General features: G+C 46.5%; 7 protein-coding genes and 1 tRNA gene. 3 read left to right on the forward strand and 5 right to left on the reverse strand.

Features of this window, described 5'->3' with window-relative positions; all coding sequences use genetic code 11:
- A partial coding sequence (locus JGK39_RS32030; RefSeq protein WP_293297141.1) for a photosystem II protein D1 occupies positions 1-112 on the forward strand: 112 nt, incomplete at its 5' end.
- Between the two features lie 192 nt (positions 113-304).
- Here the strand turns inward: JGK39_RS32030 and msrA are convergent.
- On the reverse strand, positions 305-793 hold the full coding sequence (gene msrA, locus JGK39_RS32035) for a peptide-methionine (S)-S-oxide reductase MsrA (RefSeq protein ID WP_293259940.1): 489 nt from the start codon (positions 791-793) through the stop codon (positions 305-307).
- Between the two features lie 198 nt (positions 794-991).
- Positions 992-1,954 (reverse strand): DNA polymerase III subunit delta', encoded by a 963-nt coding sequence (locus JGK39_RS32040; RefSeq protein ID WP_293259937.1) that lies wholly within the window; start codon positions 1,952-1,954, stop codon positions 992-994.
- 445 nt (positions 1,955-2,399) lie between these two features.
- Here JGK39_RS32040 and JGK39_RS32045 point away from each other — a divergent pair, with 445 nt between their 5' ends.
- The gene (locus JGK39_RS32045; RefSeq protein ID WP_293259934.1) at positions 2,400-2,675 is read left to right on the forward strand and encodes a LapA family protein; all 276 of its coding nucleotides are present in this window, start codon (positions 2,400-2,402) and stop codon (positions 2,673-2,675) included.
- Positions 2,676-2,691: 16 nt separating this feature from the next.
- Here JGK39_RS32045 and JGK39_RS32050 read toward each other — a convergent pair whose 3' ends face one another.
- The 3 genes from JGK39_RS32050 to JGK39_RS32060 form a co-directional block, all read right to left on the reverse strand.
- A complete protein-coding gene (locus JGK39_RS32050) occupies positions 2,692-3,666 on the reverse strand; it encodes a hypothetical protein (RefSeq protein ID WP_293259949.1) in 975 nt (324 codons plus the stop codon).
- Positions 3,667-3,821: 155 nt separating this feature from the next.
- Positions 3,822-4,886, reverse strand: coding sequence for a hypothetical protein (locus JGK39_RS32055; protein WP_293259931.1), 1,065 nt, complete (start codon positions 4,884-4,886; stop codon positions 3,822-3,824).
- A 556-nt stretch (positions 4,887-5,442) separates the two neighbouring features.
- Complete coding sequence (locus tag JGK39_RS32060) at positions 5,443-6,117, reverse strand: Npun_F0813 family protein (protein ID WP_293259928.1); 675 nt, start codon at positions 6,115-6,117, stop codon at positions 5,443-5,445.
- Positions 6,118-7,729: 1,612 nt separating this feature from the next.
- Between JGK39_RS32060 and JGK39_RS32065 the strand changes: the two genes are divergently transcribed.
- Positions 7,730-7,803: transfer RNA gene (locus tag JGK39_RS32065), tRNA-Arg, on the forward strand.
- The last annotated feature ends 53 nt before the right edge of the window (positions 7,804-7,856 follow it).

A 7,856-nucleotide genomic window follows, 5' to 3' on the forward strand; every position in this document is an offset into this window, starting at 1 on the left:
TAACTTGGGTATGGAAGTAATGCACGAGCGCAACGCTCACAACTTCCCTCTCGATTTGGCTGCTGCTGACACCACTCCTGTGGCTTTGGTTGCTCCTTCTATCAATGGCTAAGTTTTAGCTATCGATAACAAAAAGCGCTCCTAGAAATAGGGGCGCTTTTTGTTTGGGGAAAATTATCTTTATCAGGTTCGTAGTGAGGACTTTAGTCCTCTGATTTGGATGAGGACTGAAGTCCTCACTACGAACGAAAACGAATTTGATTGTGGTTGTTATGGCGGACAGAATATAATTAATGACTAATAATTAGGTGGATGGAAATAAATCGGGCTGCGGGGTGGGCTCCCGCTTCTTCTCAATATACTGCTGGTGGTAATCCTCTGCCATATAAAATTCACCAGCGGGTTTGATTTCGGTGGCAATATCTTTGTCGTATTTACCGGAATTTTGCAATTTTTGTTTGGAGGCGCGGGCGGCTTTTTCTTGTTCCCAATTGTGATAAAAAATGACTGACCTGTACTGTTCGCCTCTGTCCGGGCCTTGGCGATTGATTTGGGTTGGGTCGTGACAGTTCCAAAATACGTCCAGCAGTGTTTCGTAACTCACGATCGATCGATCGTACTCCAAGAGCACTGCTTCAGCGTGACCGGTAACTCGGGCGCAGACATCGAGGTAGCAGGGATTGGGCCAGTGACCTCCTGTGTAGCCCGCAGCAGTTGAGATGACACCCGCAACGGCGCGAAACTTGTGTTCGACTCCCCAAAAACAACCGGCGGCAAATGTGGCTTTTTCCATTGTGTTAAGTAGAAGGAAGTTCGGCAACGGATTCTGTAACGGATGTAACGGATGTAACGGATTTCAGCAAGAAAACAGAAGAAAAAGATACATCTAAGTCGGAATAAGACATACAAAGCAAGCTTTTTAGCGAGCCTTTTATATTTAATTAGATGGATTTACTTACTCATGCTATTGCAATAAAAATTTGCACTGTTATTATGCTTGACAGATTCCCATTAGTGTGCATTCCCAGACTAATCGCGGCTGTACGTAGTTTAGCAAATATTGGCGGGCTTTTTCTAAGGGTTCTAAGGGCGATCGGCTAATTCGGCCTGCCAAAAATTGCTGCCAGTAACAATGCTGTAAATAATCAATTAACCACAACTGAGATTCAGTATCCAAAGTTTTATCAATTTCCTTAGCCAATTCCAAAGCTGACCGCAAATTTTGAGGCAAATGCTTGACTTTTTGCAGCAAATCCTCGGGTATTGATTGCAGTTGCTGCCAAATAGCAATTGCCTCTCCAGGACTTCCCTGCGCCATCCCAATTATCTCGGGATGGGATAAAATCTCGGCAAATCCCCCTTGCTGCAAAACTTGTGCCATTGCTTCGGGATTCAGCCGCGAAAACTGGATTTTTTGACAGCGGGAAATCAAAGTGGGTAGCAAAGCTTCCACAGTCGGAGCAATTAAAATTAGCGCTGCTTTTCCCGGTTCTTCCAAGGTCTTCAACAAGCCGTTGGCGGCTCCTTCGCCCATTGTTTCTGCTTGTTCCAAAACTACGACTGAACGCCCAGCTTCTAGCGGTGGCCTGCTCAGAAATTCGCCGATTTCGCGAATTTGTTCTAGGCGAATTTGGGGCGGTGCTTTTCGCTTTAATCCTGCTTCCTCTGCTTCTTTTGGGGACAGCCGTTTGCCTTGGTTCATGTATGTTGGTTCTACCCAGAGCAAGTCTGGATGGTTTCGCTGTCGCACGCGATTTTGCACGGATTCTGTCGATCGCCTTTCGGGAAGATTTACTGAGAATAAAAGTTCGATGAAACACTGTGCTGCTAAGCTTTTGCCGGTGCCGTTGGAGCCGACAAATAGATAACCGGGAGCAATTCGGTTGCGTTCGACTGCTTGGCTTAGCAATTCTACTGCTCGATTTTGTCCGATCAATGATGTGAAATAGTCCATGTTTTAAGAGTGATAAATACAGCGTGTTTCAGGTTCATGAGGTACATTGGTAACTTAAATTGCCAACATGAAGGTAACATTAACATCATTCAATTTACTTGAGATAGCAGCCAATTATATACTTGCAAATACAGTTCTAATTGTAAAAACGTAGGAAGTGTAAAAAAATATTTTTTATATTTAATCTAGCACAAAATATAATTCTCCGGTATCTACTTGACTTTGCCCCTAATCTTGTTGTATAGTTGTATATTATTTAACAATAGAAGGTTTACCAAAATCATATTTTGACATATAGCGGTTCTCAAGCGTGGTGAGCTAGGCCCTAGGCCCTAGGCCCTAGGCCCGGCCCAGGCCCGATAGTACCTCATCTTTCTGAGAACCGCTATAAATTTAAATTATTAAGCAGTAATATCAGTTAAAGTGTTAGGTGGTCTGCCAGTTTATGAAAACAATTCCTCTGCTCGCCCTAAGTTTTTTAGTAGCAATTTTAGCAAGTGCGATCGGCATAATCTCAGTCCAGAACGCCGCGCCAGTAGCTTTAAGCTTTATCTTGTTTAAATCCATACAGATTCCTGTAGGATTAGTATTGGCAATGAGCATTAGTGCGGGCCTGATAGGCGGTGCACTGCTACAACCGCTTTGGAACCTTTCAGATTCCCAAGACTCGCGTCCCAGATTTCAAGCAAATCCCGAAGACTCGGACACCGCAGAATATTAAGTTAATTTTTCAAACCTTAGATGGAATAAACCTGACCTTCAATCAGCAGCCGAGTAATTCCCTTGGCTAGCAAGTAAGGCGCGGCTTTTTGCAGCAGCCTGCCGTCGGGAATCTTGAAAACTCTTTGATTGCGAGTAGAAAATCGGCGCGCCACTCGGTGATTGTCAAAAACTGGTAGGGTTTTCTCGCGAATTTCGGCCGCCGGAATTTGACCGAGTTCGCCAAATGCTTTCAGAGGTCTGGTGATTAACTCTGCCGCCCGATCGACTACTAAATAGCAAATTTTGGGCACAGATGCTTCGCTTAAAGGCAAAACTTGAATCGGGCCTATAGCCCGAAGTTCGCTCGACTCCCCGGACATCGAACCCAGCAGACTGCCTTCAAACAGAGAATCTTCATCCTCTAAATCTTCGTCGAAGTCGTCATCTAAATCATCCTCATCCTCATCCTCATCGTCACCCTCATCTTCGTCGAAATCGCTAAAATCTTCACCGCTAAGCATTGCCTGTAGTTCCCCACTCACAACAGCACGGTGGCTGGGTTCGGCAAGATTGCCTGCTGGGGCATCTGGTAAATCAGAAACCTCGAAATCCGACTGTAAAGTTCCTGGAATTGCGAGTTCTGCTAGGGGTTGGGCGGCTGATAGAGAACGCTTTCGGATTGTGGGCCTGGAATTTGGGGCTGGCTGCGCGACGGGGACTGACTCAGACAGGGGAGTATCTCCAGGGGCGATGAAGCTCAAGGGCGGCGATTCAGCAGCCGTTTCTGTTGGTTGAGAAACGCTGCTGGTGCTGCGATCGGACGAACGCTTTTGTTTTTGCTGGACTAGAAATGCGTATTCTAACTCGGACAAAGCCCCCTGAAGGATGCGCCTGACAGTCGAACTACTCACTTTGTAGCGCTTGGCCAGAGTGATAGTATTCTCGTCCGACTGTCGGTACAGCCTGAGGAGTTCCCGTTTGTCTGAATCGGAGAGTTTTGTGGGCGTCATGCCAAGTTTTCCAGCAAAAAGACGTGAAAAGACGTAGGAAGTGCGATCGGCGAACTGTAATTTTTCATCTTCGATTGGCAGTTGACAGATGTCGGCAAGGACAAAAAAGCTTTCGCCTTCCAATCCGTTGCCGAAGCAACCCCAATCTCAAATCGCTACGCGGAGCGACGACTCCGCCTGCTTTGACGAGAACGGGTGGAGATGTCATGTTCCAAGACAGCTCCTATTCCGAACAGGATGCCACTGAAAACAAAAAAGACTTCCAGTAAACTGCCGCTTTGATAACTACCCTCAGCCTGAGTATCGCGCCATTTGAAGTACATATCTGCGATGTAAAGCGAAAAAGTTGCAGCCGCAATCATTCTCCAAGATTGGGAAAAACGTCCGCCCCAAAACGCCAGCAGCAGCGCAGTAGCAATAATCAGCAGAAAAACGTCCCCGACGATGTAAAACAAATTGATTGCATAGGCGTAAGGTGATAGTTGCTTGTCAAGTGCCATCACCCATTCGGGAGCTTTAGTTACTTCTGCTGATTCTTCTTCCGGTGCCGATTTAGCAGCCGCTGCTGCCGTTCCTTTTGCCTTTGACTGGGCCGAATTGTCCAAAGCAGGGGCTTTTCCTTTGGCAGCCGTTGAGTCTGGTGCAGATCCTGTCACTACTTCCTGGGGGGCTGCCGGAGCCATTCCTAGCTGTGCCCTCCAAGAGTCCGGTGCAGCAACCCAGATAGCTACAGCAATCCCAAAGGCTGCTATTCCCGCTAACAAACCCCACTGCCAAAATTCTAGATTCAGCCGCTTGGAAGTCACAGCTAGAACCATGCCTCCGATCAGTACCACATAGCTGCCCAGATAAAACGCATCTGCTGGGGACACGTCTGGGTCTAACTCGAAATAGAGTTCCCAAATCCCGAACAGCACGCCGGCGATAAAATAGAAGAGCATCCCCAAACCAATTCCCAGCCAGACGTTGCGCCCGCTTGCCATGTGGGGGCTTTTCCAGTTTCTCAAACAGACTAAAGCTGCTCCCAGATATGCCCCGCATTCAAAAATATAAGTGCCGATCGAATACCAAGGCGGTAAACCATCTTCTTTTGAAAGAGGGACGCTGAACAGCAAAAAGAACAGCAGCGCCAAGACAGCCCAGACAATGCCCACAATCACTAGGGTCTGAGCTGATAGTAAAGATGTAGATGTAGATGACTTTTCTGAAGTGCTACTCATAGGGATTTCACGATACCTAACTAGCGGTTGAACGCACCCCCATCTCAATCTGTGATTGTAGATGAGGATTCTTTCGCCAAAGAACCTTGATCTGACGCTCCCGGAAAAACTGCCGTCCTCAGCGTGTCGTCGGGACTTTAGCCCTCGTACACTCTCGAAAGACTAAGCTACTAGAATAGTATCTATTTACTAATTCTTTGAATTAGTTCTTAGTCGATATTTTCCCCGGGAATAGATGATAGAAATACGGTCTGCGTCTTCACCCTTAAGGCTTTTACCGTACCGCATTGAACTGGGAAATTATATCCTCAAATGTTGCTTTCTATGTTTTTGGCTTTGACCCTCTCCCACTCAGATCAATGATTCTGGGTGGGAACTGCGATCGAAATTTAGTTAAATTGCCAGACTGTAGCTGGCTTCTTAACTGATTTAACAATCATGTCGATCGATCGATACAAGTTGGCAATCCAACCTGTATCTCCCTTGCCCCCGACAGTGCAATTATCTCAGCTCGATTATCTGCGCCCAATTGTCCATCGCAATTGTCAAAGATTTTCTATCCTGCGATCCACAACTTGTTGAGGGCTGATTGTTTCAGCCAATCTAGAAACTGAGTGCGATCCGGTGCTGGCATATCTTGCAGCACATCGCTCACTCCCTCAGCGAAGTCGGTATTGCCAAAATATGATTTGCCCAAACGGTGAAGTTCTTGCAATAAGGTTTTGAGATGTTGCTCTTGCCAAGGGGGCACCTTATGATTTTGCAAGGGACTAACGGTCAGCCAATTTTTGATCGCATCAGCGGAGTCTGCCTGGGGGAAGTTTCCTTGCTGAAATACCTTGGTGATATCTTTCTGAAACGATGTGGCTTGCCTTGCGCCTAAGAGGTCTTCTACGTCAAAGTAAACAGCTTGGAGGAGTAGCAGACAACCCTGCGCGAATAGCGGTGCTTTAGCGGATTCTGTACCGGCCGGTTCTTCACCGGCAAGCTGATCTAGACGGACTTTTCCCCAGACGCTGTATCTATCCGGCTCTTCTAGCAGAACGCAGGCTTTGCCTCGGTTGTCGGTTAAATCCCGCCACAAGGCTCTGGCGTCTTCTGCTTGCTTGCCGTTGAAGGCGCTAATGAGACGAAAAGTCTGCCCCTGATAATTGAGAATGGGAATTTGTTGATCCCGTTTTGGGTGTTGAAAATTGGATATTTCAACATCCTGCCGTTTCAGAATAAACATGACACTGCGATTTGACTCCTGTCATGGCCGAGGTGCTGTGCTTTTGAAGATCTCCAGGCTTTTAGGCTCGGAGATGCTTGATTCAACGAGTTCACGTGACATACCCGACACTCATTTTGTAAACAAATAGAGTGCGGGCTTCCTCTTTCAACGGGAGAGCCTTGTTAGAGCCATCTCTAAGCTGGTCTTATCCTCCCTCCGTAGGTTTTACTCACCTGAAGGTGGTACTAAACTAGCAAGATAATCACTTATCTTCGAGGCAGACTCCCTGTGTCCCAAGGAGTAGAATTGTTGATTTTTTCACCCATCCATCAGCTCTTTTACGGCCCAGCGGGATCTTGGGGCTACCAGTCAGAAACTGATAGGTGGTGTCTAGCCTTTATACAACGGAAAGTTCGCCCACCACGGCTACTCTTATCATCCCCGCTTATTTCGATCCTATCATGGATTCGCTATCGCTCAATTTGTTTGCTGCTCGTTTTCATCCCGTCACTCATCCTGTAAACGGATAGAGTGCGGGACTTCCCACTCGTATTCAAATGCTAACAAGTATCTAAGCTGAGATTGTCTCTCAACCATGGCATATGAACTAATGCACGAAGGAAATTCCCCCGCGCACAACTTACGACTGCTGTACTGGCAACGCTTGATTTTTGAGATCGTGCCGATCGGGCGATTGACTGTGTTGCTTTGATGCCGTAGAGGAAGCTGATATATGCTCCCCAACCATCAAGGATTTTCACCTGAGTCTTTCAATCCTAGTTCTACCACATTTTTCTCAAAGATCAAGTCGAGCAGAGTGTTAGGAAATATAACTAAATATCAGAAAATTAGTCACTGTGGCTCAACTGCTATACAAAACTTGGCTAAACTTATCTCGCGTTTCACCATTTAACTACAAGTAATTCCAGAGGGTCTGCTTGCTCTCTCTACCTGCTGGAGTCGGCTACTACTTGTGTCAGCCCTAGATTCTCGTGGAGCATCTCCCTCGGCGCGACCCGGTTATAACTATTGCTTTGGAAGCTTTTAGCCATTGTTCAAGGATTGTTTTCAAACTATTTAACGAATCGTGGTATCAGGTTCGATCGGCGTTGCAGGCCCGTCAGTTTTGCAGGGACGGTGGTTTACTTTCGGTGAATATTTTTAGACGGGATTTTCTGCATCCCCGTAAAAATAGCCCATTAGTATCAGATAATGGCCAACCTGTCAATGCTTTTAAGATCTATCGCTAGGAGTAACTTGAGTCAAGTATGGGGCGAGCTAGTCAAACTCTTATACCGTTTGAGGGCCGGCTTAATTTCTGGAGATATCCGCTCGACAAAATATTTGGGTTTCAACTCAACGTCTAAATATAGCAATCGCCACCTCGGGCGCGGACATAAATAAGCTCATGAATAGAGCCGAGACTGCGTGACACATAAACGGTTTGATTTACGTACTCTGTAACTCTCCCTTGTTTCCTGTCAACTGTTTCCTGTCAACTGCCGGAACTTGCGGCCCTGCACAACGTATTTTTCTGGATCGAACCGGTTTGTTGGTAAATCAAAAAATATTTACTTGCTCGATCGCACACTCCACCGATACAATGATATTGTTAACGATTTTTTGAGTTGGGTGCGTAACTCAGTTGGATAGAGTAGCTGCCTTCTAAGCAGCGAGCCGCAGGTTCAAGTCCTGCCGTACCCGTTAACTAAACCTATACATGACAAGAGTTTCAGACGTTTTCCCCCCAACGGACA

It is taken from the genome of Microcoleus sp. PH2017_12_PCY_D_A, from assembly GCF_020738565.1.
Lineage (GTDB): Bacteria > Cyanobacteriota > Cyanobacteriia > Cyanobacteriales > Microcoleaceae > Microcoleus.

Bases quoted from the DNA above. Each gene is read 5' to 3' on its own strand.
- msrA (WP_293259940.1), bottom strand. From the start codon at position 793: ATGGAAAAAGCCACATTTGCCGCCGGTTGTTTTTGGGGAGTCGAACAC.
- JGK39_RS32040 (WP_293259937.1), bottom strand. From the start codon at position 1,954: ATGGACTATTTCACATCATTGATCGGACAAAATCGAGCAGTAGAATTG.
- JGK39_RS32045 (WP_293259934.1), top strand. From the start codon at position 2,400: ATGAAAACAATTCCTCTGCTCGCCCTAAGTTTTTTAGTAGCAATTTTA.
- JGK39_RS32050 (WP_293259949.1), bottom strand. From the start codon at position 3,666: ATGACGCCCACAAAACTCTCCGATTCAGACAAACGGGAACTCCTCAGG.
- JGK39_RS32055 (WP_293259931.1), bottom strand. From the start codon at position 4,886: ATGAGTAGCACTTCAGAAAAGTCATCTACATCTACATCTTTACTATCA.
- JGK39_RS32060 (WP_293259928.1), bottom strand. From the start codon at position 6,117: ATGTTTATTCTGAAACGGCAGGATGTTGAAATATCCAATTTTCAACAC.